We start from the raw sequence: 25,830 nt of genomic DNA, 5'->3' as shown, positions 1-25,830 counted from the left end.
CGTGAGCAAGCTCACCGCCCACCAAACATAAGGGGCAGTTCACAATTACGGATTCGCGGTTGCCCCCGTGTCATACGGCGGGCTAGCGTGCGCGAAACACCACCTGATGCCCGCCGAGCCCTCCTCCAAATTCGAGCCGTTCATCCCGGACTCGGCCAAGATTCCTGAATTCACCTTCCGCGCCGTCCTGACCGGGGCGCTGCTGGGCATCATCTTCGGCGCCTCGTCGCTCTACCTGGTGCTGAAGGTCGGCATCACGGTGAGCGCCTCGATCCCGGTGGCGGTCATTTCCCTCGCGCTGTTCCGCGCCTGGTCGAAGGCCGGCGGCCGCGACGCCACGATCCTGGAGAACAACATCACGCAGACCGGCGGCTCGGCGGGCGAATCCATCGCGTTCGGCGTGGGCGTGACGATGCCGGCGATTTTGATCCTCGGCTTCGACCTGGAGCTGACGCGCGTGATGCTGGTGGCGGTCCTTGGCGGGTTGCTGGGCATCCTGATGATGATCCCGTTGCGCCGTGCCCTGATCGTGAAGGAGCACGGCGTGTTGAAATACCCCGAGGGCACGGCCTGTGCGGCGGTGCTCAAGGCCGGCGTGGACGAGGTGTCGCGCGCCGCGGCCTCGCCCTCGGCCAAGGCCGAGATGGCCGCCGCCGAGGCGGCCGGCTTGGGCAAGTCGCCCGGCGCCCGCGTGATCTTCACGGGCTTCGGCATCGGGCTGGTCTACAAGACCCTGAACATCGCCTTCAAGGGCTGGAAGGACGCGCCGGAGAAAGTCTTCGGCGCCCCGCTCAAGTCGGGTTCCGTCAGCGCCGAGGTGTCGCCGGAGCTGGTCGGCGTCGGCTACATCATCGGGCCCTACATCGGCGGCCTGATGGCGGCCGGTGGCGTGTTGTCGTACCTGGTGCTGATCCCGCTCATCAAGTTCTTCGGCGAGGGCCTGCTCGGACCGCTGGCCCCCGGCACGATCCCGATTTCCGAGATGGGGCCGAGCGCGATCCGCGGCGCCTACATCCTTTACATCGGCGCCGGTTGCGTCGCGGCCGGTGGCCTGATCAGCCTGGTGCAGGCGATGCCGACCATCTGGCACGGCCTCAAGGGCGGCATGCACGACATCGGTCTAGCCCGCGGCGGGGCGGCGAAGTCGGAGGAGCAGACCCCGCGCACGGACCGGGACCTGTCCCTCAAGTTCGTCGGCATCGGCATCCTTGTGCTGATGGCGGGCATCATGCTCGCGCCCTCGCTGCACATGAATTTCCTCGGGGCGCTGCTCATCGTGGCCTTCGGATTTTTGTTCGTGACGGTGTCCTCGCGCCTGACCGGCGAGATCGGCTCCACCTCCAACCCCATCTCGGGCATGACGGTGGCGACGCTGCTGTTCACCTGCCTGATCTTCCTCGTCGTCGGCTGGACGGGCGGGACGTACTACGTGATGGCGCTGTCGATCGGCGGCATCGTCTGCATCGCGTCCTCGAACGGCGGCACCACCTCGCAGGACCTGAAGACGGGGTTCCTCATCGGGGCGACGCCGAAGCTGCAGCAATATTCCATTCTGATCGGCGCCCTGTCCTCGGCCCTGCTGCTCGGGCCGATCCTGATGCGCTTGAACGACTCGGCGGTGGTCTACGTGCCGGTGGCGGAGGTCGCACCCGCGGGGCTCCAGACTGATGTGACCCGGCTCGAGAAGCGCGAGTCGCTCCACGGCCCGCAGGCGCGGGATGACGCGGGGAGCTATTACAGCTGGCACAAGACCGACGAAGTGGGCGGCCCGGCGGGCAAGTACCTGGTCAACGACCAGGGTGCTGCCGTCTGGCTGGTGGATCCCGGCATCAACGGCACGCACACGACGCGGCCCGACGGCACCACGGTGCGCAAGTTCGACGCCCCGAAGGCGACACTCGTCTCCTACATCATCAAGGGCATCCTCGACCAACAGCTGCCCTGGGCGCTCGTGCTCTTCGGGGCCATGATCACGGTCACGATGCAGATGTCGTTCGTGCCCGCGCTGGCCTTTGCGGTCGGCGTGTATCTGCCGCTCTCTTCGTCGCTGCCGATCTTTGTCGGTGGCATGATCCGCCTGCTGGTGGACCGCTGGATGAAGCGCAAGCCGGTGTACGCCGGCATGGACCCGGAGACCTTCAACGCCGAGTGCGACAAGAGCCCGGGCGTGTTGCTGGCCTCGGGCTACATCGCGGGTGGCGCCATCGCCGGCATCATCATCGCCTTTCTGGCCGGCGTGACGGAGGAATTCGACGCCGCGGTGGGCCGGTGGGCGACGGAGCACAATCCCTTCTACAACGGCCCGCACGCGGACCTGCTGTCGCTGATCCCGTACGCGCTGCTGTGCGGCTTCCTGTACTTTGTTGCGAAGGAGAAGCTGCTGGCGCCCCGGCGCTGAGGCGGACCAGGCGATTGGGCCGACGAGGGCCGTCCGGGTGGAATCGGCGCCACGGGATGAGACCGGTTGAGCTCATCTCATCCCGGGCTTGATGCCCCGGCGTGCCCAGCCCAAGTTCGGGCCATGCAAAATCCCCAAGGTCTGCGCGAGCTCACGGTCCGGAGCGTCATCCTGGGCGGCGTCATCACGCTGCTGTTCACTGCCGCCAATGTGTATCTCGGGTTGAAGGTCGGCCTGACCTTCGCCACCTCGATCCCGGCGGCGGTCATCTCGATGGCGTTGCTGCGGCTGCTCGGGAACTCGAACATCCTCGAGAACAACATCGTCCAGACGATCGCCTCCGCGGCGGGCACGCTGTCCGCCATCATCTTCGTGCTCCCCGGTCTGGTGATGGTCGGCTGGTGGCAGGGTTTTCCTTATTGGGTGACGGCGGCGGTCTGCGCGCTCGGCGGCATCCTGGGGGTCATGTTTTCCGTGCCATTGCGGCGCGCGCTGGTGACGGGTTCCGACCTGCCTTATCCCGAGGGCGTCGCCGCGGGCGAGGTGCTGAAGGTCGGCTTCGGTTCCTCCGCGGGCTCGGCGGAGAATGCCAAGGGTCTGCGGATGATCGTGGTCGGCTCGCTCGTCGCGGCGGGTTACCAGCTGCTCACCTACCTTAAGGTGGCGGCCGAGGCCCTGGCCGTGCCCTTCCGAGTCGGGGCCGGGGCGACCGCGGCCTCGACCAGCCTGGCCATGGCCCTCATCGGCGTTGGCCACCTCGTGGGGGTGTCGGTCGGCGTCGCGATGTTTGTCGGCATGCTGATCGCCTGGGCCGGCTTGGTGCCGCTGCTCACCTGGGGCGAGGTGGGGGATAACGTCGCGGGGGTCGTGAACGCGACCTTCCGCAGCGAGGTGCGCTTCATCGGCGCGGGCGTCATCGCGGTCGCGGCGCTGTGGAGCCTCTTCCGGATCATCGGTCCGATCATCAAGGGCATCCGGGCGGCGTTGGCGGCTTCGCAGGCCCGCCAGGCCGGCACGGAGCTGCCGTTGACCGAGCGCGATATCCCCATCGGCATCGTGGGCGGCACCATCGTGGCGCTCCTCCTGCCCATTGCGGGCCTGCTCTGGTATTTCAGCTCGGGCACGGTGCTCGCGGCGGGCATCGGGCCCACGATCATCGGGAGCCTGGTCTATGTCGTCGTCATCGGCGCCATCATCGCCTGCGTGTGCGGTTACATGGCCGGCCTGATCGGCGCCTCGAACAGCCCGGTGTCCGGCGTCGGCATCCTCGCCGTCCTCGGCGCCTCGGTGCTGCTGGTCCTGGTGTACGGGCACGGCGGCGACCCCGAGCAGACGAAGGCCCTGGTGGCCTACGCGCTGTTCACCACCGGCATCGTTTTTTCCATCGCCACGATCTCCAACGACAACCTGCAGGACCTGAAGACCGGCCAGCTCGTCGGGGCGACGCCCTGGCGGCAGCAGCTCGCGCTGATCTACGGCGTGATCTTCGGTTCGCTCGTGATCCCGCCCGTGCTGGACCTGCTCAACAAGGCCTTCGGTTTTGCCGGGGCGCCCGGGGCGGGGGACAACGCCCTCGCCGCCCCGCAGGCCGCGCTCATCTCGTCGCTGGCCAAGGGGGTCCTCGGTGGCGACATCCAGTGGAGCCTGATCGGCTGGGGCGCGGTGCTCGGTGTGGCCCTCATCGGGGTCGACGAGGCGCTGCGGGCGGGCCGGAAGCTGCGCCTGCCGCCGCTGTGCGTGGGCATGGGCATTTACCTGCCGATGGCGCTGACGCTCCTCATCCCCATCGGGGCGCTGCTCGGCTGGCTCTACGACCGCTGGGCGGACCGGCAGGCGAGTCCCGAATTCGCCAAGCGGATGGGCGTCCTCGCCGCGACCGGCCTGATCGTGGGCGAGAGCCTGCTCGGGGTGGCGTTTGCCGGCGTGGTTGCGCTCACCGGCAGCGATGCGCCGCTGGCCGTCGTCGGCCCGGATTTCGAACACCCGGCGAAATGGATCGGGGTGCTGCTCTTCGCCGGCGGGATCGGGCTGCTCTACCGTGCCGCCCGTCGGACCAGCGCCGGCTGACCCGGGCCGCGGGGCAGCCCGCCGGGTGCGACCGGCCGCCGCGGATCCTGGGATCCACGGCGAGGGCGCCGTGGCTTCAGCTGGCTAGTGGGCTCACTCCTCGCCGTCCCAGTATTCCGCGTCCGTGGCCCGGAAGATTTTCCGCGGCGACGAGTGGTTCCATTTGCCGGAGTCGGGGTAATGGCAGATGTCGAGCGGCGGATTGTCGGCCACGAGGTAATAAAGCAGGTCCGAGGTCCCGGTGTTGGTGAGCTGGTGGGCCTCGCCCGGGGGATGCAGCACGACATCGCCGGCGCCCACGGGGGTGAGGCCCGCCGCGGTGCGCACGGTACCGGCGCCGCTCAGGAAAAGAAAACACTCCCATTGCGCGGCGTGGACATGGAACGGACAGCCGCATTCACCCGGCGCAAGTTTGCCAAGCTCGAGGTCGAAGGGGTGGCCGCCGAGACCGGTGGGCGTGTTGGGCTGGGCCCCGAGCGCGATCGAGAGCGACTTGCCGGTGCCGCGGAATTTGCCCATCGGCGAGGCCCACGGGACCCACGGCAACGCATCGGGGTGGAGCTTGCGGGAGGCGAAGGGCGCCAGCGCCGGGCCGGGGGGCGCGGGCACCGGCTGATAGGGCGGGGCGTCCGGTGTCGGCGCTTCCTCGCCGTCGAAATAGTCGGTCTCGGTGAGGCGGAAATATTTCCCGAGTGGACGCAGACCCCACTTGTTCGAGTCGGGATAGTGAAAGGCGTCCCACGGCGGGTTGTCGGTGATGATCAGCACCTCGAGATCTTCCGGACCGGGGTTGCCCAGCTGGTGCGGCTCGCCGGGCGGGTGGATGAAGACTTCACCCGCGGCCGCGGTGTGGGTCTCGGGACCGGCGCGGACGGTGGCGGTGCCGCGCAGGACGACGAACAGTTCCCACTGCGCGAAGTGAGCGTGAAACGGGCAGACCGACGCGCCGGGCGGGATGCGGCGGATCTGCAGGTCGAAGGGATGGCCGCCGCCCCAGGTGCCGGCGTGGCGCAAACCGCCCAGCGCCAGCGAGAGGTTCCGGCACCAGGATTGGAATTTGCCGCCGGGCGAGCGCTGCTCGACCTCGGGCACGGCGGCAAGGTGGACCCGGTGCATGTCCTGGACAAACGCTCCGCGCGGCCCGGTTCAGGCCTTGGGGGCTTCCGCGTAGGCCTCCATGCCGACGCAGGAACACACGAGGTTGCGGTCGCCGTAGACGTTGTCGACGCGGCCGACGGCGGGCCAGAACTTCGCGGCGCGCGTGGGCGCGTCGGGGAAGGCGGCGGTCTCGCGTGAATACGGGTGCGGCCAGTCGGTGGCGCAGACGGCGGCGGCGGTGTGCGGGGCGTGCTTGAGAGGGTTGTTGAGCTTGTCGCTCTCGCCGCTGGCGACGGCCGCCATCTCGCCGTGGATGCTGATCAGGGCGTCGCAGAAACGGTCGAGCTCGGCCTTGGTCTCGCTCTCGGTCGGCTCGATCATGAGCGTGCCGGGGACGGGGAAGGACATCGTGGGCGCGTGGTAGCCGTAATCCATCAGGCGCTTGGCGACGTCCTCGACCTCGAGGCCGTGCTTCTTCCACGGGCGGAACTCGAGGATGCACTCGTGGGCCACGAGGCCGTGGCCGCCGCGGTAGAGGACGGGGAAGTATTTCTCCAGGCGCTGGGCGACGTAGTTGGCGTTGAGCAGCGCGAACTGGGTGGCGCGGGTCAGGCCGTCGGGGCCCATCATGCGGATGTACATCCAGGAGATGACGAGGATGGAGGCGGAGCCGAACGGCGCCGCGGAGACGGCGCCAATCTGGGATTTCAAATCTGAAATTGGCGAGGCCGCCCGGGTGGGTACGACCGGGTGTCCCGGGAGGAACGGCACGAGCTGCGGGGCCACGCCGATCGGGCCCATGCCGGGGCCGCCGCCGCCGTGGGGGATGCAGAAGGTCTTGTGCAGGTTCAGGTGGCAGACGTCGGCGCCGATGTGGCCGGGGGAGGTGAGGCCGACCTGGGCGTTCATGTTGGCGCCGTCCATGTAGACCTGGCCGCCGTGGGCGTGGATCGTGGCGCAGATCTCGCGGATGGCCGTCTCGAACACGCCGTGGGTGGACGGATAGGTGACCATGAGGGCGGCGAGATTGGCGCTGTGCTCGGCGGCCTTGGCCTTGAGGTCGGCGACGTCGATGTTGCCGCGGGCGTCGCAGGCGACGGGGACGACCTTGAAGTTGCACATCGCGGCGCTGGCCGGGTTGGTGCCGTGGGCGGAGGTCGGGATGAGGCAGATGTGGCGGTGGCCCTCGCCGCGCGACTGGTGGTAGGCGCGGATGACCAGCAGGCCGGCGTATTCGCCCTGCGAGCCGGCGTTCGGCTGGAGGGAGACGGCGGCGAAGCCGGTGATCTCGGACAGCCAGGTCTCGAGATCGGCAAAGAGGCGGGCGTAGCCGCGGGTCTGCTCGGCGGGGGCGAAGGGATGGAGTTTGCCGAACTCGGCCCAGGTGACGGGCAGCATCTCGCTCGTGGCGTTCAGCTTCATCGTGCACGAGCCGAGGGAGATCATCGAGTGGCAGAGCGACAGGTCCTTCGCCTCGAGCCGCTTGATGTAACGGAGCATCTCGTGCTCGGTGTGGTAGCGGTTGAAGACGCTGGCGGTCAGGAACGGTGTGCTCCGCCCGAATTCCGCGGACAGAGGACGGAGGTCGGAGGACAGATCCAGCGCCGCGGACTCGCTGAAGCAGGCGAGGAGCGTCTGCACCTCCTCGAGGGTGGTGACCTCGTCGAGCGAGAGGGCGACGGTGTAGTCGTCGACCACGCGCAGGTTGATGCGCTTGGCGGCGGCGGCGGCATGGACGCGGACGGCGGCGACGTTGCCGACGGTGAGGGTGTCGAAGACCGGCTCGGCGTTGATCGTGGCGCCGGCGGACCGGAGGGCGGTGGCGAGCAGCGAGGTGAGGCGGCGGGTGCGCTCCGCGATGCGCTTCAGTCCTTCCGGTCCGTGGTACACGGCGTACATGGAGGCCATGACGGCGAGCAGGACCTGGGCGGTACAGATGTTGGACGTGGCCTTGTCGCGGCGGATGTGTTGCTCGCGGGTGCCGAGGGCGAGGCGCATGGCGGGGTTGCCGTGGACGTCCTTGGAGACGCCGACGAGGCGGCCCGGCATCTGGCGCTTGAACTCGTCCTTGGTGGCGAGGAAGCCGGCGTGGGGCCCGCCGAAACCCATGGGCACGCCGAAGCGCTGGGCGGAGCCGACGGCGACGTCGGCCCCGAACTCGCCGGGGGCGCGGAGCAGGGTGAGGGCGAGCAGGTCGGTGGCGACGACGCAGAGCGCACCGGCGGCGTGGGCCTGCTCGAAGAAGGCCGCGAAGTCGTGGATGCTACCGGTGGTGTCGGGGTACTGCACGAGTACGCCGAAGACGCGGCCGGCGAAGGTGTAGGTGCGGTGGTCGCCGGTCACCACGGTGACGCCGAGCGGCTGGGCACGGGTGCGGACGATATCGATCGTCTGCGGGTGGCAGCGGTCGGAGACGAAGAAGACGGAGGCCTCGTGGCTGTCGCCGAGCTTGACGCGGTGGGCGAGCATCATGGCCTCGGCGGCGGCGGTGCCCTCGTCGAGCATCGAGGCGTTGGCGATCTGCATGCCGGTGAGGTCGGTGACGACGGTCTGGAAGTTGAGCAGCGCCTCGAGGCGGCCTTGGGAGATCTCGGCCTGGTAGGGGGTGTAGGCGGTGTACCAGCCGGGGTTCTCGAGGATGGTGCGCTGGATGACGCCCGGGGTGGCGCAGTCGTAGTAGCCCTGGCCGATGAAGCTGCGGTAGACTTGGTTCAGCCCGGCGATGCTGCGCAGCTCGGCGAGGGCGGCGGATTCTCCGCTCGCGGCGGGCAGGTTCAGGGGGCGGGGCAGGCGGATGTCGGCCGGCACGGCGGCGTCGGCCAGGGCCGCGACGGAAGGTTGGCCGATGGCCTGCAGCATGGCGGCGACCTCGGCGGCGGCGGAGCCGGTGTGGCGGCGTTCAAAGGTGTCAAGGGGAGCGAGCAGATCGCGGGTCGGAACCATGGGCGGACCTTAGGCGGGGGCGGTGGTCGCGCAACTGAGTTTTGTCCCGCAACGCGCCCATTACCCGGGGTTCTTGGCCTTGGTTTGTCCGGTTATACCCGTCGTCGCGCCGGCCGGTGGAGGGCTCCACCGTTGCGTTGCTGTCGGAAGCGGGTAGCCTGCCGCCATGAAGCTAACCCCTGGCTTGTCATCCTTGTGTCTGGTCGTGCTGGCCCTGTTGCCGGCCCTCGCCCCCGCCGCCCCTGCGATCCCCGCCGTTCCCGCCAATCCCGCCGTTCCCGCCAATCCCGCCGGCTTTGTCATCCGCCGGGGCACGAATCTCAGCCACTGGCTGTCGCAGGATTTCGGCTGGCAGCCCCGGTCGCAGTGGATCACGGAGGCGGATTTCCGCTTCATTGCGCAGGCGGGTTTCGACCACGTGCGGCTGCCGATTGACGAGAAGGAGCTGTGGCACGAGGACGGGACGCAGAACGCCGAGGCCTTCGCGCTGATGCGCCAGGCGATCGGCTGGGCCCGGGCGCAACACCTGCGCGTGATCGTGGACCTGCACACAGTCCGCACGCACCATTTCAACGCGGCCAACGAGGGCGGACATAACACGCTGTTCACCGACCCCAAGGCGCAGGCGGCCTTCCTTGGGCTCTGGCGCCAGCTCTCGGCGCAGCTGCGCGACCAGCCAGTCAGCGCGGTGGCCTATGAGATCATGAACGAGCCCGTGGCGGACGATCATCAGGACTGGAACCGCCTCGTGGCGGCCGCGCACGCGGCGATCCGCGCGCTCGAGCCGGACCGGGTGCTCATCATCGGTTCCAACCGCTGGCAGATCCCGTCGACCCTGCCCTTCCTCCAGGTGCCAGCCGGGGACCGGAACATCATCCTCAGCACGCACACGTATTCCCCGTTCCTGTTCACCCACTACACGGCCGCGTGGGTGCCGACGAAGGCCTACACCGGTCCCGTGCAGTACCCCGGCCCGGTGGTGACGCCGGAGCAGTTCGCGGTGCTTCAGGCCATGAACAAGCAGGGGGAGTTCACCGATTTGATCGCGACGGCCCGCGATGACTGGGGTCCGGCCCGCCTCGCCCAGGAATTTGAACCGGCCATTCGCCGGGCGCGGGAGCTGGGTTTGCAGCTTTATTGCGGCGAGTTCGGCTGCCTGCCGACCGTGCCGCGCGCCGACCGGCTGGCTTACTACCGCGACATCGTCGGGGTGATGGAGGCCAGCGGCATGGCCTGGGCCAACTGGGAGTACAAGGGCGACTTCGGCGTCTACGAGTGGCACGGGCCGAAGCAGACGACCTGGCAACCCGACCAGCCGCTGCTCGACGCGCTGCTGGCCGGCGCTCGGAAATGACGCGGGCCGAGCGCGCCGCTTACGTCGATCGCCGGCTGGCGGAGCTTTACCCGGCGACGCCGATCCCGCTCGATCACCGGGATCCGTACACGCTGCTGGTGGCCGTGGTTCTCTCGGCCCAGTGCACGGACAAGCGCGTGAACGAAGTGACGCCGCACCTCTGGGCCCTGGCGGACCATCCGGCCGCCATGGCCAAGGTGCCGGTGCCGGAGATCCAGGCGGTGATCCGGCCGTGCGGGTTGTCGCCGCAGAAGGCGCGGGCCGTCCACGGGCTCTCACGGCTGCTGGTGGAGCGGCACGGTGGGGCGGTGCCGCGGACCTTCGCGGAACTGGAGGCGCTGCCCGGGGTGGGGCACAAAACGGCGTCGGTCGTCATGAGCCAGGTGTGGGGCGTGCCAGCCTTTCCGGTGGACACGCACATCCACCGCCTGGCGCAGCGCTGGAAGCTGAGCTCAGGCCGCAGCGTCGAGCAGACGGAGCGCGACCTGAAAAAATGTTTTCCCGAGGCGCACTGGAACGCGCTGCACCTGCGGATCATCTTCTACGGCCGCGAGCACTGCACGGCGCGCGGCTGCGATGGCACGGTCTGCGGGATCTGCACCACGCTGTTTCCGCGCCGGCGGGCGGTGAAGGTGGTGAAGCCCTGAGGGCCTCGCGTCCGCGGCGGCAGCCTTCCCCCAGCGTATCGCAGCGCAGATGCGTTGTTAAATCGACGTCTTCCCCGGCTGGCTTGCCGAGCCGTAGCTCGCAGAGCGAAGGCTGGGTTGGCAGGCGCTGTTTGTTGGGGGGGCAGTGATGTGCCCGCCTACGCCCTACGGGCTGCGGCGCGGCAGCCTTCGCCAAGCGCTGCGGGGACACCAATCAAGTTCACGTCTTCCCCGGCTGGCTCGCCGAGCCGTAGCTCGAAGAGCGAAGGCTGGTGGACGCTACTGGACTCGAACCAGTGACCCCCTGCGTGTGAAGCAGGTGCTCTAACCAACTGAGCTAAGCGTCCAAGACGAGGGGCGAAGGTTGCGGGTCCGGTACCGCGAATCAACCCTCTTTTCTCGACCTGGCGTTTTACTGAAACAGGGGGCGCAGATCCCGGCTGAGGGCGTCGTGGCGGTCCTGCAGCTTGCGGTAGAGAGCCTTGCGCTTGGCGTCGGGCACGCAGCGGGTCGCCTCGTTGAGGGCGACGATGCCGGTGGTGAAGTCGGTGAGCTTGGCCTTCTTGCCCTGGGCGAGAGCCTCGCACCAGGCGGCCTGCAGGGCGCCGCCGAGGGCGGCACCCTCGTCCTCAACCATGGCCACGACGGGCACGCCGAAGATGTCGGCCATCATCTGGCGCCAGTAGGCGGAGCGGGAGCCACCGCCGGTCACGCGGATCTCCTTCGGCTTGATGCCGAGGGCGGTGAGGCGGCGGAGGCCATAATTCATGTTCATGGTCACGCCCTCCATGGCAGCGCGGGCGAGGTGGCCGGGGTTCAGCGTGGCGAGGCTCAGTCCGGTAAACACGCCCGTGGCGGTCGGCAGGTTGGGGGTGCGTTCGCCGGTGAAGTAGGGGAGGAGGGCGAGCCCGCCGGCGCCGGCGGGGGCGCTGCTGACCGCCTGCTCGAGCTGGGCGTGGTCCCAGTTGAAGAGGGCGCGGAACTGCTCGGTCACGAGGGTGACGTTCATCGTGCAGAGCAGGGGCAGCCAGCCGCCGGTCGACGAGCAGAAGGCGGCGATCTCGCCGGCGGGGTCGACCACGGGCTTCGCGCTGTAGGCGTAGATCGTGCCGCTGGTGCCGAGGCTGGCGGAGACGACGCCCGGGGCGACGTTGCCGGTGCCGATGGCGCCCATCATGTTGTCACCGCCGCCGGCGCTCACGATGACATCCGACGAGAAGCCGTATTGCTGGGCGAGGGCGGGGCGGAGCGTGCCGGCGGACTGGTGCGAGGCGGAGAGCGGGGGCAGCCAGTCGGCCAGATTTTTGTCGATGGCCTTGATCACGGGCTGCGACCAGGTGCGGCGGCGCACATCCATGAGTGCGGTGCCCGAGGCGTCGCCATGCTCCATGAAGTAGTTCCCGGTGAGGTGGTAATTCAGGTAGTCGTGCGGGAGCAGGACGTGGCGCAGGCGCTTGTAATTCGTGGGCTCATGGCGCTTCAGCCAGAGGATCTTCGGGGCGGTGAAGCCGGGGAGAAAGGCAAGGCCGGCGGTGCGGATCGCCGCCTTGGTGCCCCCGAGCTTCTTCGTGAGAATCGCGCATTCCTGGATGGTGCTGGTGTCGCACCAGAGTTTGGCGGGGCGGATGACCGCGCCCTGGGCGTCGAGGGGCACGAAGCCGTGCTGTTGGCCGGAGACGCCGATCCCGCGCACGCGGGAGCCGTCGATCCGGGCGGCGACCTGCTGGATCACGGAGTCGAGGGCCGCGGTCCATTCCTGCGGGTGCTGCTCCATGTGGCCGGCGGGCAGGCCGGCGATGAGCGTGTGCGGCGCGCGGGCCTCGGCGATGATTTTGCCGGTGGTGAGGTCGAGGACGACCGCCTTGGTGCTCTGGGTGCCGCTGTCGATGCCGATGAAAAGGGACATGGGGAGTAAGTTTGAGGATGCAGAATGCCGGATCCGGTGTAGGGTGGGGGAAATAAATTAACCCCGTACCCCCGGGGGGAGGCTATCCCGAAATCGCGCTACAGTTAGACTAAGCGTGTCTTTGTAACCACCCCCCTGTTCGTTTGTCGTGTCGCACCCTAGGTTCTCGACCTCCCCAGGTCACTACACCCCGAACCTTACCTCGTTACCTCGTATGAACACCAAGAATCGCACACTGCGGTGCGGGCTATCCATGCTCGGCACCATCGTGCTTTCCTCCACGTGGGGATTTGCACAGACGACAGCACAACCGGTGGCCCAGGCATCTGAAGAAGATGTGCTGGTGCTCTCACCGTTCGAAGTCTCAGCTGATGATGACACCGGCTACTCCACCGCCACCACCCTCGCCGGCAACCGTTTGAACACGGAACTGCGCGACATCGGCAACGCGGTCACGGTCATCAACAGCCAGTTCCTCCGTGACATCGGTGCGACCAGCAACGAATCGTTGCTGCAGTACACCGTCGGCACGGAAGTCGGCAATCTCTCGGGTAACTTCGCCGGCACCGGCGACGGTTCGTTCCTCGACGAGTCCTCCCGCTTCGTGAATCCCAACCAGAACACGCGCGTGCGCGGTCTGGCGGCCGCGGACAACACCCGTGATTACTTCCTGTCCGACATTCCGTGGGACGGGTTCAACGTTGATCGCGTCGACCTGCAGCGCGGACCGAACTCCATCCTGTTCGGCCAGGGCTCGCCGGCCGGTATCATCAACGTCGGCCTCAAGCAGGCCTCCTACCGCAACGCCAACGAGGTCGGCTTCCAGACCGACCAGTACGGCAGCGCCCGCGTCACCGTGGACTTCAACCGGGTCATCCTCAAGGATGAGCTGGCGGTCCGCCTGATGGCGGTCAACGAGCAGGAAAAATTCCAGCAGGATCCGGCCTTTGAAGACGACAAGCGCTACATGGGCGCCGTCCGCTGGGAACCCAAGTTCCTGCGCAAGGGTTCGGCCCGCACCATCGTGAAGGCCAGCTTCGAGAAGGGTGACATCAGCAGCAACCGTCCCCGCACGCTGCCCCCGCTCGATCTCATCACGCCGTGGTTCAAGACCGGCAGCACCAACGGCACGTTCATTGAGAACGGCCGCATCCGCGACCCGGCCACGGGCGTGGTCCGCAACGTTTCGAAGGGCGACCTCCGCGTCATCCAGAACCTGAACAAGCAGACGTTCAACCCGCACGTCGTGATGGATGACAACTCCGGCCGCGACAACCACGGCCAGGCCCGTCAGAAGATCAACGGCGGCGCCAACTCCGGCCAGCTGAGCCCCTACTACCAGCCCTGGCTCGGTAACTACGGCCAGCAGTTCGGCGGCCCGAACGCGTTCTTCGCCACCGACGGCGGCACCCCGAGCTACTGGATCTGGGAGACCCGCGAGACCCGCGGCCTCAACTCCTCCGGCGGCGTCGACGGCGGCGTGGGCGAATCCGCCTTCCACCGCCCGGTTGGCATCGCCACCGCCTCGAGCTTCGCTCGCGCGGCCGGCCTGCCCTACTCGGAGTTCGGTATCTACAAGAACATCCAGCTGGCCGACGCCAGCGTGTTCGACTTCTACAACAACCTCCTGGACGGCCCGAACAAGTCGGAGTGGTCCGGCTTCGACTCCTTCTCGGCCTCCATCGCCCAGACCTTCATGGACGACAAGTTCGGCTTCGAGGTGGTTTATAACCAGCAGAATTACGACAACGGTCAGCTGGCCCTGCTCGATGGCGAACGCCAGGCCATCTACATCGACATCATGAGCGTCTACTCCGACGGCACCGCCGCCGGCAAGGACGGCATCCCGTTCCAGAACGGTACGCCCAACCCGAACGTCGGTCGCCCCTTCGTGACCGACAGCGGTCAGGGCGGCAATCGCAGCTACGAGTCCTCCCGTGAATCCATGCGGGCGACGGCCTTCTTCACCCACGACTTCACCAAGAAGTCTTCGGACAGCATGATCGCCAACTTCCTCGGCCGCCACACCTTCACCGGTCTGTATGCCGAAGACACCCTCGAGCGCGAGGATCGCAGCTGGCAGCGTTATGCGGTGCTCGACGACGGCTATCGGACCCTGTTCGATGGCGGTAACGGCATCCGTTTCACCGACAACGGTTTCGCGGTCAACCGCGTGATCTACCTCGGCGGCTCGCTCGCCGGTGCCTCCACGGCCTCCGGTGCCTACCTGCCCCGCCTCCAGAACCTGAACAATGCGACGAGCGGCACGATCCGCTTCTTCGACTCGACCTGGAACGCTCCGGGCGTCGACCCGGGTGCCTTCTTCGAGAACCAGTACTACCCGGTCGGCAGCACGAACCGCAACAGCACGCAGTCGGAGAACCACGCCAACTACGTCGGCTGGTCCAACAAGCCGTTCACGATCACGGACTCCGAGACCTCGCAGCAGAACCGCGACCTCCTCACCAACAGCGCCCGTCTCCGTCGTAACAAGACTGAGTCCAAGGCCTTCGTGTGGCAGGCCCACCTGTTCAACGGCGGCCTCGTTGGTACCTATGGCTATCGTGAAGACACCGCCGGTTCCGCGGAATACTCGCAGAACGCCAGCGGCATCAATGCGTCGGCCCCGGGCAACGCGATGGCTTACCTGAAGTGGGGTTCGAACTACAGCCTCGACGCTGCCAAGTGGAACGAACTCGACGGCACCTCCCGCAGCTACTCGATCGTGGCCCACTTGGATGAACTCCCGGTGGTCAAGAACCTCGCCGAGAAGCTCCCGGTCCGTGTCTCGTTCTTCTACAACAAGGCCGAGAACTTCCAGCCCTTCGCCGGTCGCGTTGACATCTACAATCAGGAGATCCCGCTGCCCGCCGGTACCACGAAGGATCTCGGCATCCTGCTCGAGACCAAGGACGGCAAGTACTCCCTGAAGGTCAACAAGTACGAGACCGCCGTCACCGACGCCAGCAGCTCCGGCCTCGGCGGCACGTGGTTCCTCGGTGCCTCGCAGGCCTGGTCCGGTGACTGGGTCAACGTCTTCGAGTACAACTGGACCGGCTTCGGTGACTCCGCCGGTATCAGCACCGACCCGACCTACTCCCGCGCCAACTGGACCGATGCGCCCGACCGCGAGGCCGCGTCCATCGCCGCCTGGCGCGCCTGGCAGCAGGACCCGATCGCCAAGAAGATGTATGCCGCCTGGGGCATCAATCCGGCGACCCGCACCGGCATGGTTTCCAACACCACGCCGACCGGCTTCGCGCTCACGGAGGACAGCTTCTCCGAGGGTTACGAGGTTGAGTTCAATGCCCAGCCGACCCGCAACTGGCGTCTGACGCTCAATGCGAGCAAGACCTTCGCCAGCCGCAAGAACATCGGTGGTGCCAACCTCGCCGAGTTCGTCGCTGCGTACGACACCTTCCTGAACAAGACCGCGACCGACATCAACGGCGCGACCTTCCGTCCGGGTGGTGATCTCCGCATCTGGTGGGGTGGCGCCGGCAACGAGACCGCCCTGTTCCAGTGGAACCAGAACGTCGGCTCCGAGTATGCCGCCCGCGCGCTGCAGGAAGGCACCAACGTGCCGGAAATGCGCGAGTGGCGCGTCAACGCCATCTCGAACTACGACTTCTCCGAGGGTCGTTTGAAGGGCGTGAACGTCGGTGGCGCCCTGCGCTGGCAGAGCGACGTCGTGATCGGTTATGCTCCGATCCCGAATCCCACCAATCCGTCCAAGATCAACTTCGACATCGCCAACCCCTACAAGGGGCCGGCCGAGACCGATGTGGATCTCTGGGTGGGTTATGGCCGCAAGCTGTTCAACAAGGTTGACTGGCGCATCCAGCTCAACGTCCGCAGCGTCGGCAAGGGCAACAGCCTGATCCCGATCACGGTCCAGCCTGATGGTTCGCCGGCCGGTTATCGCATCGCGCCCCGTCAGTACTGGTCGCTGTCGAACAACTTCCGGTTCTAAGCGATCCGACCTGATTTAGCACTTCGCGCCTCTCCCTCGGGAGAGGCGCTTTTTTTTGCCCCGGCCGCAATGACTCTGGCCACGAGAGGTGGCCGGACCGGATTCGACGAGGCCGCCCGGCAATGGATAAAACTATGGTCTTGCCGAGCAACCACCGCACCCGGCTTCCTAGGTTCCCGCCCACCCCTTTCTCCCGTTCGCCCTGCCTTTTCCCCACCGCCGATGGCCACCGCGCAGCCCGCCTGGAAAAAATCTGTAGTCTGCCGCGGGCCGCGCTTGGCCGGCCTGCACGGGGCGGTCGCGCTGATCGGTTTATCGGCGCTCATCACGGTCCTACGGGCCGCCGATCCCGGGCTCAGTGAAGCTCCGTTCGCCGCACGCTCGGCTCCGGCCGGCCGGACCCTGTTCACGGCGCTGTCGCCCGAAGCAACCGGTATCAAGGCCATGAATCACTACGGTGATCCCCAGATGTGGGGCAAACACTACACCGAGTTGATGAACGGCTCGCTCGGCACCGGCGTCGCCGTCGCCGATTTTGACCGGGATGGCCGACCGGATGTCTTCGTCGTCAGCAAGACCGGTCCCGGCCGGCTTTTCCGCAATCTGGGCGACTGGAAATTCGCCGACGTCACCGTCACGGCGGGCTTGGCTGCGCCCGCGGACCTGCTCCGGACCGACCGGCCCGAGTGGACGCAAGGCGCCGCGTGGGCCGATGTGAACAACGACGGCTGGCTCGACCTCTACGTCTGCCGCTTCGCCGCGCCGAACCTCCTCTACATCAGCCGCGGCGACGGCACCTTCCAGGAGGAGGCGCAGCGCCGCGGCCTGGCGGTGACGGATGCGAGCGGTCTCGGGACCTTCTTCGACTACGATCGCGACGGCTGGCTCGATGTCTATGTGCAGACCAACCTGCTCGACACGGTCAAGGCCCCGAACGGGCAGCGCGATTATCTGTTCCATAATCGCGGCGACGGCACCTTCGAGGACGTCACGGTCCGCGCCGGCATCACCGACGAAAACCTCGCGCACGGCACCGCCGTGTGGGACCACGACGGCGACGGCTGGCCCGACCTCTACGTCGCCAACGATTTCACCGCGCCGGACAAGCTTTACCGCAACAACCGCGACGGCACCTTCACCGACGTCATCCACCGCGTGGTGCCCGTCATGCCGTATTCCTCGATGGGCGCGGACCAGGGCGACCTCAACAACGACGGCCGGCCCGACCTGTTGGTGGCGGACATGGCCGCGACCAGCCACGAGAAGGATCACCGTGGCATGGCCTACTCGCGGACCCTGAAGACCGGCACGCCGGAACCGGCGGCCGGGGAAGCGCTGCAAACCTCGCGCAACACGCTTTTTCTCAACACCGGGACGGGCCGCGTCCTCGAGGCCGCGCACCTGGCCGGGCTCGACGCGACGGACTGGACCTGGTCGGTCCGGTTCGAGGACCTCGACAACGACGGCCGCGTCGACCTGCACGTGACCAACGGCATGATCCGCGAATACCAGAATGTCGACTTGCTCGACCGCATGGTGATGGCCGAGACCTTCCCCGAGCGCGTGGGCCTGATGCGCGGCAGTCCCAAGCTGGCGGAAGCCAATCTCGCCTACCGCAACCTGGGCGACCTCCGCTTCGAGGAGGTCGGCGCGGCGTGGGGCTTGAACCAGACGGGGGTGAGCTTCGGCGCGGCCTACGGCGACTTCGACGGCGACGGCGATCTGGATGTGATCTACGCCAACCATGAGGACCACCCCACGGTGCTGCGCAACGACAGCCCGACCGGCCACCGGCTGGTGATCGCGCTGCGGGGGACGGTTTCCAACCGCTACGGCGTCGGTGGCACCGTCCGGATCGAGACCGCGACCGGCTCGCAGGTGCGCACCCTCACCCTGGCCCGCGGTTACCTCTCCTCCAGCGAACCCATCCTCCACTTCGGCCTGGGCGAGGAGACGATCATCACCCGCCTGACGGTCGAGTGGCCGAGCGGCCACACGCAGCGCTTCACCGATATCCGCGCCGAGCGGAAGCTCACGATCACGGAGCCGGCCGGACTGGCGCGGCCCGCCGCGCCACCGGTCGCATCCCCGACCCAGTTCACTGCGGTCAAGGCCGCCACCGGTCTTGACCTGAAGGCAGAGGAAAGCTTCGACCAGGAAAGCCAGCCCTTGGTCCCCGTCCGCTTCGACCGGCTCGGGCCCGCGCTGGCGCTGGGTGACCTCAACCAGGATGGCCAGACCGACCTGGTCTTGGGGGGCACGGGCCGAAGCCCTGCGCAGATCGTGCTGCGAGCCGCCGAACGTTTCGCCACTGCGGGCAATCTGCCGGCCTCGCCGGTCGACGACGGCCCGCTCCTGCTGCTGGATGCCGACGGCGACGGTTTGCCTGACTTGCTCCAGACCAAGGCGGGGGTCAACCGTGCGGCGAACTCGCCCTATTTTCAGCCGGTGCTCCATCACAACAGCGGCGCCGGGTTCACCCCGGTGCCCGACGCCTTGCCGACGCTGCCGCTCAGCGTCGGTGCCGCGGTCGCCGCGGATTTCGACCGGGACGGCCGCCTCGATGTGTTTCTCGGGGGCCGCGTGCTGCCGGGCCGCTACCCGCAGCCACCGCGCAGCGCCCTCCTGCGCAACACCGGCGGCCGTTTCGAGGATGTGACCGATACCCTGGCCCCGGCCCTGCGCGAGGCCGGCCTGGTCCGGTCCGCCCTGTGGAGCGATGTCGACGGCGACGGCTGGGTGGACCTCCTCCTGGCACTGGAGTGGGGTGGGGTGCGTTACTTCCGCAATGACGCGGGCCGGGGCTTCTCGGACCAGTCTGCCGCCGCGGGTTTCGCTGCCGCCGGTGACGGCGCGTGGACCTCCCTGGCCGCGGCCGATTTCAACGGCGACGGCCGGCTCGATTACGCCGCCGGCAACACCGGTCTCAACACCCTCACCCAGCCGCCCGCGCTGATTTTCCTGGGTAATTTCAAGGGCGGAAACGCCCTTCAACTCGTCGAGGCCTATCAGGAGGGCGACAAGCTTTACCCCCGGCGCACCCGGAAGGAACTCGGCGGCCAGATTCCGGCCATTCTGCAGCGTTTCCCGCGCAACGATCCCTATGCCCGGGCCACGCTGCCCGACTTGCTCGGCGCCGACCGGCTGGCCGCCGCGCGGCGCTTCGCGGCCACCGAGCTCCAAAGCGGTGTCTTCCTGAGCCAGCCGGGTGGCAGCTATCGCTTCAGCCCGCTCCCCCGCATCGCCCAGATTGCGCCGATCCAAGGCATGGTGGCCGGCGACTTTGACGGCGATGGCCTCGCGGACCTCTATGCCGTGCAGAACTCCTTTGCCCCGAATCCGGGGGTCGGCCGGTTTGATGGCGGCCTCAGCCAGTTGCTGCGCGGCGACGGTCGCGGCACCTTCACCGCCGTGGAACCGGCCCAGAGCGGTCTGGTCGTGCCGGGCGATGCCAAGGCCCTGGTCGTGCTCGATCTCGACGCCGACGGTTGGCCGGATTTCCTCTTGAGCCGGAACAACGCCACGACCCTGGCCTGGCGCAACGAAGGGATCCCAGGCCGGCATTCCTTCCAAGTGCGACTGCGCGGCCGGCCGGGCAACGCGACCGCCATCGGCGCCCGCCTCCAGCTGGCACTGACCGACGGCACCACGCAATTCGCGGAGATCTCAGCCGGCGGAGGTTATTACAGTCAGAGCGATACCGGCGCTTTCTTCGGCTGGAGCCAGGGCAATCCGCCGCGCCGGCTCACCGTCCGCTGGCCCGACGGCACGATCTCCGAGCAGGCGCTGACCGAGTTGCCCGGTGCCCGGTTGGATGTGGCCGCGCCGTGAGGTGGACCTGAGCAACCCGTCCGGAGGCCGGGTTCCACCTTCTCTGCGGGCTGAATTCGTCCGGCTCAGCGCGGCAGCATGGAGAGGATTTCGCGGAAATTGCGGGCGGTGGCCGTCTGGCCGGCCCGCTCGGCCTGGTCCAGCCCGGCCGCCAGCACGCGACGGGCATCCGGCATCCGGCCGCTGCGGGCGTAAGCCTGGCCGAGGAAGAGCGCGGCCTGCGGGTTGGCTGGCTGCAGCCGGTAAAACGTCTCCAGCAGGGGCACGGCCTCGGGCACGCGGTCGGTAACGAGCAACCGCACGCCGAGGCCGGCGTTCAGGTCGGCTTGGTCCGGGACGAGGGCGAGGCCGGCGCGGTAATGTTGCTCGGCCGCCGCCGGGTCGGATTTTTCGGCGGCGCGGCCGGCCTGCAGGCGCCAGCTCGCGACTATCTGGCGGATCTCGGGGGAACCGGGATTGGCCTTGAGCAGCGGCAGCAGGTGGTGGCCGGCAGCGTCGAAGCGGCCAACCTCCATCTCCAGGCGGGCGAGCAGCAGCCGGGCCTTGGGGAAGGTCGGCTGCATGCTGAGGGCGTGGTCCAGGGCCGCCACGGCCTCGGCGGGGCGGCCGGTTTCCAAGAGCAGCAGGGCGAGGGCGAAGTCGGCCTCCACAAAGGCCGGGTTCAGCTCCAGGGCCCGGCGATAGGCGGCGGCGGCCTCGGCGGTCTGGCCGTCGGCTTTCAGCTGGTTGCCCCGGGCGTGGAGGAGTTCGGGTGAATCGGGATGACGGCGCAGGCCGTCCACCAGCGCCTGGCGCGCCGGCTCAGGTTGCTGGAGCGTGCGGCAGGCCTCGCTGAGCCGCAGGTAGTGCTGCGGCGAGGGTGCCGTGCGCTCCGCGCGCGCGATGCCGTCGGCGAGGAGCGCGCGCGCGGCTTCGGCGGATCCGAGTTCCAGCAGCAATGAGCCGAGCATCTCGTAGGGCAAGGGATCGCTGGGCGCCAGGGCGAGGGCCCGCTCAAAGCGGGCGCGGCCGCGGTCGCCATGATTGGTTTGGTAGGCGATGACGCCGAGATGGCACAGGCGTCGCGGATCGTAGCAGCGCTCATTCAGATCCTCGAGCCACGGGTCTTCGGCTTCGCGAAACCGGCCCGCCTCCCGGCCGAGCCAGCGGTGCAGATCGGCGAGATCCTCCCGGCCGGCGGCGGATTGCAGCTCCGCGTAGAGGTTGTGCGCGGCGGAGAACTTCGGGTGTTGCGCCAGGATGAGCTCCAGCCGGCGCGACGTGTCGTCTGCCTGCCCGCGCAGCTGGGCGATGCGGGCCAGGCCCAGTTCCGCGTAAGGATCGCCGGGCAGGAGGGCCAGGCGGCGCCGGTAGGCGGTCTCGGCCGCGTCGGGGCGCCCGCTCTTGAACTTCATCTCGGCGAGTTGCAGCCAGGCGGTGGCGGCGGTGCCGTCGGCGGCCACGGTGCGCTCGAGTGCCGCCTCCGTTTCCGCCTGATCGCCCGCCATGCGCCGCAGGTCGGCCAGGTAGTAGTGCCAGCGGGCCTCGCCGGGTTGTTCCCGGATGAGCAGCCGCCAGCAGGCCTCGGCCTCGGGACGGAACTCATTGGCGTGGCAGAGGCGGCCGAGTTCGGCCACGGCCTCGAGCCGGCCGGTCTCGGCCGCGGCTCGCGCCTGTGCCAGCAGGTCCCGCAGCGTGGCGTTGGTCCCGGTGGCGGGGAGGGCGGGCAGGTCGGCTCGCACGCGCGCGTTCCGGGCCGCGCGCTGCCACAAGTATCCGCCGGCGCCGCCGAGCGCGACGAGCAAGAGGACCGCGCCTACCATCGGGGCGAAACGCCGGGCGGGCGGACGAGGGGCGGCAGAGGGGGGGGAGGACTTGCTCACCGGCGGCGCCAGAGCGTGATGTTGCTCAGCTTCTCGTAGGGCGGGAACGCGTGGAGCGCGCCGGTCACGATCTCCGGCACCCCGTCGCCGTCGAGGTCGCCGACGGCGGCGGTCATGAGCTTGATCGGGCTGGAGGCCAGCGGCACGGGGGTGAAACCTTGCTGGCCGTCATTCAGCCACGCCATCAGTGCGACGGCCGACGGTTTGTCCCAATCCGCGAAACCGCTCACGGCGACGAGGTCGGTGAAGCCGTCACCGTTCAGGTCGGCGGCGCAGGGCGCGTAGGCGCCGGGCAGGTCGCCGACGCGGTGATAACGAAAGCTGCCCTGGCCCGTATTTTCCAACCACTGCAGGCCGTGCCACGGCCGATGCCCCCGCACGGCGTAGTCGAAGCCGTCGCCGTTGGTGTAGATAAGATCGGGCCGGCCGTCGCGATTGACGTCCGCTGTGGCGAGGCCGCTGCTGCCGTAGTCCTCGTTGGTCGAGCCCCAGGCGAGCTCGTCCTTGAACTCGCCCCCGGGGACCGCTTGCCGGAAGAGGTGGATCTCCTCCCATTCCTGGGAGACGAGCGCGGCAAAATCCGGGCGGCTGTCGCCGTCGAAATCCGCCACGGGGGTGTGCACCGTGCCGGACTGGCGGTTGACCACCTGGCTCTCAAATTGCCAGCCACCGAGGTTGCGCATCCAGCGGGTCTCGCCCTGGGCGTAGCCGAACTGGCCGACGACCAGGTCGAGCCGCCCGTCGGTGTGCCCGGCGAGGTTAGCGGCGCGGACGTCAGTCACGCGGGCGGTGTTTTCGAGGACCGAGTGCGGGCGAAAGGTGCGGTTGTCGAGATTCTCGAGAATTACGACGGAGCCGATGCGGTCGTTGTTCGGCATGATCTGGCCCATGCAGGCGACGAGCACGTCGAGCCGTCCGCTGCCCTGCACGTCGGCCGCCCAGACATTGGCGGGCGCGGGCAGATCGGCGGCGATGACCTGCTCGGTGAACACGCCGCGGGGGTATTGGCGGATCCAGCGCACGGTGTTGTGGCGGGCTTCGCTGTAAATGACGTCCGGCAGGGCGTCCTGATCGAGATCCGCAATCTGCAGGTTGGTGACGATCGGCCGGTCATCCGGGCCGACTGGGCTCCCGATCGACGTTGGATCGTAGGCGAGCGGCGGGAAAGGCGTCGCTTTGGCCGGAAGCACCGCCACCCGTGCCGGGGGTTGTTCCAGCTGGCGTTTGGCCAGCCAGAGCGCCCCGCCGCCGAGCAGCAGCACGGCGGCCCCGAGCAACCCTTTGGACACGGTGGAGTTCATCGGTCGCGGGGCTAGCGCTGCAATTGCGCCTGGAATTCCTCCGGCAGCAGGGCGAGCGCCTGGGCCCGCAGGGCCGGATCGGAAAAATCCACGCGGAAGGCGCGGGCGAGGGTCAGCAGGCGGTAAAGCGTGACCGGGCCGAGGGAGCGCAGGCGTTCCGCGTCGGCCTCCGTGAGGCAGAACTCGACCTGCGCGCGGGCCGGTGCGGAATGCTTGGTCTGCGCCAGGACGATGGCGAGGTTGGCCCGGCGTTCCCAGGGCAGGTCCTCGTCGCGGCCGTCGGCGATCGCCGGCAGCAGTTCCGGCATGATGCGGGCGAGCGTGCGGGTTTCCCCGCGGGCCAGGGCGACCTGGGCGCGCGCGATCATCGCCCCGGCATCGGCGGCGAAGGCTTGCTCGAGGGAATCACCGACTGCCGCCGCGAGGTCCAGCCGGCCGGTTTCCACGAAATATTCCGCCAACCGGCTGAGCGCGACGGCGTTTTCCTGCGGCTCGACGACCTCGAACACGGCGAGCGAATCCCGCTCGAGGCCCGGGATCACCGGCAGCTGGTAGGCGACGGGGCGCAGCCAGCGCGGCGGCAACCACTGGCGCAGCAAGACTGCGAACGAGCGCTCAGGTTTCTCCGCCCCAGCCTGGGCCAGCCGGTCCAGCGCATCGTCCCAGGACGGGATCACGATGTATTGGATGCCGCGGCGCTGGAAGAGGGCCTGCACCTCGTCGACCGAGGCGGTGCCGGCGATGCGGGCGGCGAGCGCGAGACCGTCCTCATTGCCGGGATAGGGCGACGCCACGACCCGCAGGCCGCCGTAATAGCACAACGCGCCGGAGAGGGCGGGCGGGGCCAGGGCGATTGCACCGGGTTCGCTGCGCGCCGCCAGCCACTGCGCGAGGTCGCGCTCGACCAGGGCGCGGGCCTCGGCGGGGGCGAGCGCGGCATCCGCGTTTACCTGGGGCCAGGCCGCCACCAGCCCGGGCAGGAGCAGCACCACCAATCCGCTGCGCCAGCCGAGGCCGGCGAAACCGCCGGGCGCGGCGGCCGCCACCCCGGCGAGCACACCGAGCAACGTGACATCGACCAGACCCCACCAGCGCAGCTGCCACGTGCCGAGCGCCAGCAACACGGCCAGGCTGCCGAGAGCGAACGCGAGGGCCGGGCGCCAGGCCGGGTGGCGGGTCAGCAGGACCCACGCAGCCGGGATCAGCAGAACCGGCAGCAAGGCGGCCACCAGGCCGAGGCTGACCCCACCGGAGCGGAACCAACCGATCAGGCCGCCGCGTCCCACCAGTGCCGGGTGGTCCGGGCCGAGATTGATCCCGCCGGCGCCCCCCGGAAAAAGACCCAGGCCAGCGGCGCCACCAGCAGCAGGGCGCCGGCCGCGAGCGCGATCCAGTCCGCCCGCCGCGCCGCGCCGCGCCGCCAGGCCTGCAGGCGCATGAGGACCTCTGCGGCGCCGAACCAGGCGAGCGCCAGCCAAGGATGATTCGCATCGAGCGTCAGGCCGGCAACCCCGCCCGGCCGGCCCTCAATCAACCAGCCGGTCACAGCCACCGCCGCCCCGCCCGCCGCCCAGTGGCGCCAAGGCAAGGTCACCTGCGCCGCCGGTGAGGTGGACCAGGTCGCCGCCACGGCACCCACCGCCCAGGCACCCAGGACGGCAAGCTGGCTGCCGGCATCGAGCCACAGGCCCAAGCCACCCGCGGCTCCGGCCGCCGCCAGCCAGAGCCGGGCCGTGCGGGTTTGCGCGGGTTGGCAGCCGGCGAGCAAGAGGAGCAGCCCAACGAGATTGGCGGCGAGAAACAGCCCGTGGTCGTTGGGCTGGCCGGGAGAAAAAACCTGCGCGTGGGCCAACAGGGCGGCGATGCCGAGCGCGACGAAACCGCCCGCCACGACGCCGAAGCGCCAGGCCACGAACAGGCCCGCCCCGAGGCAGAGCAGGGCATGCAGGGTGGGATCGGCCTGCAAGGCCGCGCGCTCGACCGCCATGCCGCCGGATGCGCCGGACCAGCCGGCGCCCAGCCGGAGCCACCATCGGTACGGGGCGGCGCCGTGGGCGGGCCGGCCCTCGGGCGCGTTGTCGTAGGCGGCCGGGGCGGCGCGCCAGGTGCCCGTCGCGAGCATCTGTTGGACATCCATGATCCAGGGCTGGCTCGTGCTGCTACCCACCGGGAGCAGCAGCCCCCGGGTACCGTGCACGTAGCCGGTGGAAGTCGTGGCATCCGCCGCGGCGGTCGGAGCCTGCCTGCTGGTCTGCTCAATCACCCGGATGCGCCGACTGCTCATCAGGAGGATCGAAGCCGCTGCCATCACCACCAAAGCCAGCCAAGCGAGTGAAGGGGGGCGGAAAAATCGGTTCATCGGTCGGGGTATGAAACGGCGGAAAATACGCCCAACCCGGCGAGGCTGGCAAGTGCGGTTAATCCACTCGGGCCTGCCTTGACCAACGGCG

13 protein-coding genes and 1 tRNA gene are annotated in these 25,830 nt (G+C 68.6%); 6 read left to right on the top strand and 8 right to left on the bottom strand.

Going from position 1 to position 25,830, the window contains the following annotated elements; translation table 11 throughout:
* Positions 1–106: 106 nt before the first annotated feature.
* Both Verru16B_RS03250 and Verru16B_RS03245 read left to right on the top strand, forming a co-directional pair.
* Positions 107–2,398 carry an OPT family oligopeptide transporter gene (locus tag Verru16B_RS03250; protein ID WP_069960935.1) on the top strand — a complete coding sequence of 764 codons (2,292 nt, stop codon included), beginning with the start codon at positions 107–109 and terminating at the stop codon, positions 2,396–2,398.
* Positions 2,399–2,521: 123 nt separating this feature from the next.
* A complete protein-coding gene (locus Verru16B_RS03245) occupies positions 2,522–4,465 on the top strand; it encodes an OPT family oligopeptide transporter (RefSeq protein WP_069960934.1) in 1,944 nt (647 codons plus the stop codon).
* A gap of 93 nt (positions 4,466–4,558) precedes the next feature.
* On the opposite strand, the gene Verru16B_RS17740 is transcribed toward Verru16B_RS03245, so the two are convergent.
* Complete coding sequence (locus Verru16B_RS17740; protein ID WP_083270064.1) at positions 4,559–5,581, bottom strand: cupin domain-containing protein; 1,023 nt, start codon at positions 5,579–5,581, stop codon at positions 4,559–4,561.
* A gap of 30 nt (positions 5,582–5,611) precedes the next feature.
* Positions 5,612–8,506, bottom strand: coding sequence for an aminomethyl-transferring glycine dehydrogenase (gene gcvP / locus Verru16B_RS03235; protein ID WP_069960933.1), 2,895 nt, complete (start codon positions 8,504–8,506; stop codon positions 5,612–5,614).
* Between the two features lie 166 nt (positions 8,507–8,672).
* Between gcvP and Verru16B_RS03230 the strand changes: the two genes are divergently transcribed.
* Positions 8,673–9,860 carry a glycoside hydrolase family 5 protein gene (locus Verru16B_RS03230; RefSeq protein WP_083270063.1) on the top strand — a complete coding sequence of 396 codons (1,188 nt, stop codon included), beginning with the start codon at positions 8,673–8,675 and terminating at the stop codon, positions 9,858–9,860.
* Positions 9,857–10,507, top strand: a complete 651-nt coding sequence (locus Verru16B_RS03225; RefSeq protein WP_069960932.1) for an endonuclease III domain-containing protein — start codon at positions 9,857–9,859, stop codon at positions 10,505–10,507. The genes Verru16B_RS03230 and Verru16B_RS03225 overlap by 4 nt, the downstream gene beginning before the upstream one ends.
* A gap of 270 nt (positions 10,508–10,777) precedes the next feature.
* Here the strand turns inward: Verru16B_RS03225 and Verru16B_RS03220 are convergent.
* Together Verru16B_RS03220 and xylB are read right to left on the bottom strand one after the other, a co-directional pair.
* A tRNA-Val gene (locus Verru16B_RS03220) sits at positions 10,778–10,854 on the bottom strand.
* Positions 10,855–10,919: 65 nt separating this feature from the next.
* Entirely contained in the window at positions 10,920–12,413 is a 1,494-nt protein-coding gene (gene xylB, locus Verru16B_RS03215) for a xylulokinase (protein ID WP_069960931.1), read from the bottom strand.
* Between the two features lie 214 nt (positions 12,414–12,627).
* Here xylB and Verru16B_RS03210 point away from each other — a divergent pair, with 214 nt between their 5' ends.
* Together Verru16B_RS03210 and Verru16B_RS03205 are read left to right on the top strand one after the other, a co-directional pair.
* The gene (locus Verru16B_RS03210; RefSeq protein WP_083270062.1) at positions 12,628–16,386 is read left to right on the top strand and encodes a TonB-dependent receptor plug domain-containing protein; all 3,759 of its coding nucleotides are present in this window, start codon (positions 12,628–12,630) and stop codon (positions 16,384–16,386) included.
* A gap of 222 nt (positions 16,387–16,608) precedes the next feature.
* Positions 16,609–20,217: a CRTAC1 family protein gene (locus Verru16B_RS03205; protein WP_083270061.1), complete on the top strand. Its 3,609-nt coding sequence runs from the start codon at positions 16,609–16,611 to the stop codon at positions 20,215–20,217.
* Between the two features lie 65 nt (positions 20,218–20,282).
* Here Verru16B_RS03205 and Verru16B_RS03200 read toward each other — a convergent pair whose 3' ends face one another.
* The 4 genes from Verru16B_RS03200 to Verru16B_RS03185 are packed head-to-tail and all read right to left on the bottom strand — an operon-like array spanning position 20,283 to position 25,664.
* On the bottom strand, positions 20,283–22,019 hold the full coding sequence (locus Verru16B_RS03200) for a tetratricopeptide repeat protein (RefSeq protein ID WP_069960929.1): 1,737 nt from the start codon (positions 22,017–22,019) through the stop codon (positions 20,283–20,285).
* Between the two features lie 56 nt (positions 22,020–22,075).
* Complete coding sequence (locus tag Verru16B_RS03195; protein WP_083270060.1) at positions 22,076–23,380, bottom strand: FG-GAP repeat domain-containing protein; 1,305 nt, start codon at positions 23,378–23,380, stop codon at positions 22,076–22,078.
* An 11-nt stretch (positions 23,381–23,391) separates the two neighbouring features.
* Positions 23,392–24,666: a hypothetical protein gene (locus Verru16B_RS03190; RefSeq protein ID WP_069960928.1), complete on the bottom strand. Its 1,275-nt coding sequence runs from the start codon at positions 24,664–24,666 to the stop codon at positions 23,392–23,394.
* A complete protein-coding gene (locus tag Verru16B_RS03185; RefSeq protein ID WP_157772158.1) occupies positions 24,648–25,664 on the bottom strand; it encodes a hypothetical protein in 1,017 nt (338 codons plus the stop codon). The genes Verru16B_RS03190 and Verru16B_RS03185 overlap by 19 nt, the downstream gene beginning before the upstream one ends.
* Positions 25,665–25,830 lie beyond the last annotated feature (166 nt).

The sequence above is a fragment of the Lacunisphaera limnophila genome (assembly GCF_001746835.1).
GTDB classification, from domain to species: Bacteria; Verrucomicrobiota; Verrucomicrobiia; order Opitutales; family Opitutaceae; genus Lacunisphaera; species Lacunisphaera limnophila.
The sequence above is the reverse complement of the archived record's forward strand: the minus strand, read 5'-3'. Positions and strand labels throughout refer to the sequence as shown.

Excerpts from the sequence above, each read along its gene's own strand:
- Verru16B_RS03250 (WP_069960935.1), top strand. The coding sequence starts at position 107 with ATGCCCGCCGAGCCCTCCTCCAAATTCGAGCCGTTCATCCCGGACTCG.
- Verru16B_RS03245 (WP_069960934.1), top strand. The coding sequence starts at position 2,522 with ATGCAAAATCCCCAAGGTCTGCGCGAGCTCACGGTCCGGAGCGTCATC.
- Verru16B_RS17740 (WP_083270064.1), bottom strand. The coding sequence starts at position 5,581 with ATGCACCGGGTCCACCTTGCCGCCGTGCCCGAGGTCGAGCAGCGCTCG.
- gcvP (WP_069960933.1), bottom strand. The coding sequence starts at position 8,506 with ATGGTTCCGACCCGCGATCTGCTCGCTCCCCTTGACACCTTTGAACGC.
- Verru16B_RS03230 (WP_083270063.1), top strand. The coding sequence starts at position 8,673 with ATGAAGCTAACCCCTGGCTTGTCATCCTTGTGTCTGGTCGTGCTGGCC.
- Verru16B_RS03225 (WP_069960932.1), top strand. The coding sequence starts at position 9,857 with ATGACGCGGGCCGAGCGCGCCGCTTACGTCGATCGCCGGCTGGCGGAG.
- xylB (WP_069960931.1), bottom strand. The coding sequence starts at position 12,413 with ATGTCCCTTTTCATCGGCATCGACAGCGGCACCCAGAGCACCAAGGCG.
- Verru16B_RS03210 (WP_083270062.1), top strand. The coding sequence starts at position 12,628 with ATGAACACCAAGAATCGCACACTGCGGTGCGGGCTATCCATGCTCGGC.
- Verru16B_RS03205 (WP_083270061.1), top strand. The coding sequence starts at position 16,609 with ATGGCCACCGCGCAGCCCGCCTGGAAAAAATCTGTAGTCTGCCGCGGG.
- Verru16B_RS03200 (WP_069960929.1), bottom strand. The coding sequence starts at position 22,019 with ATGGTAGGCGCGGTCCTCTTGCTCGTCGCGCTCGGCGGCGCCGGCGGA.
- Verru16B_RS03195 (WP_083270060.1), bottom strand. The coding sequence starts at position 23,380 with ATGAACTCCACCGTGTCCAAAGGGTTGCTCGGGGCCGCCGTGCTGCTG.
- Verru16B_RS03185 (WP_157772158.1), bottom strand. The coding sequence starts at position 25,664 with ATGAGCAGTCGGCGCATCCGGGTGATTGAGCAGACCAGCAGGCAGGCT.